Source organism: Shewanella sp. S1-49-MNA-CIBAN-0167 (assembly GCF_040310145.1).
In the GTDB taxonomy this organism is placed as follows: domain Bacteria; phylum Pseudomonadota; class Gammaproteobacteria; order Enterobacterales; family Shewanellaceae; genus Shewanella; species Shewanella psychromarinicola.
The window spans coordinates 1-253 of sequence record NZ_JBEOPO010000389.1; the positions used below are offsets into that span (position 1 = coordinate 1).

Annotated in this window: 1 protein-coding gene; it reads left to right on the top strand. The window is 43.9% G+C overall.

All coding sequences use genetic code 11. The features are described from left to right. A partial coding sequence (locus AAEZ00_RS21755; protein ID WP_351090076.1) for a PfkB family carbohydrate kinase occupies positions 1 to 253 on the top strand: 253 nt, incomplete at both ends.

Genomic DNA, 253 nt, shown 5'->3' on the forward strand with positions numbered 1-253 from the left:
CTTTAAATGTGTGCGTCAGACTTAATGCCTTGGGCATTAAAGGTTCGATGATCAGTGCCGTTGGCGATGATTTATTAGGTCGCGAGTTACTGAGTTTTATTGACGATCGCGGCGTTAATCGCGACTGTATCGCCATAGATCCCGTTAAAAGCACCAGCACAGTTCAAGTCACTTTAGACAAAAATGGGTCAGCGTCTTATGACATTGTCGCCGATACTGCGTGGGATAATATCGCATTAACGGAAGATATTAT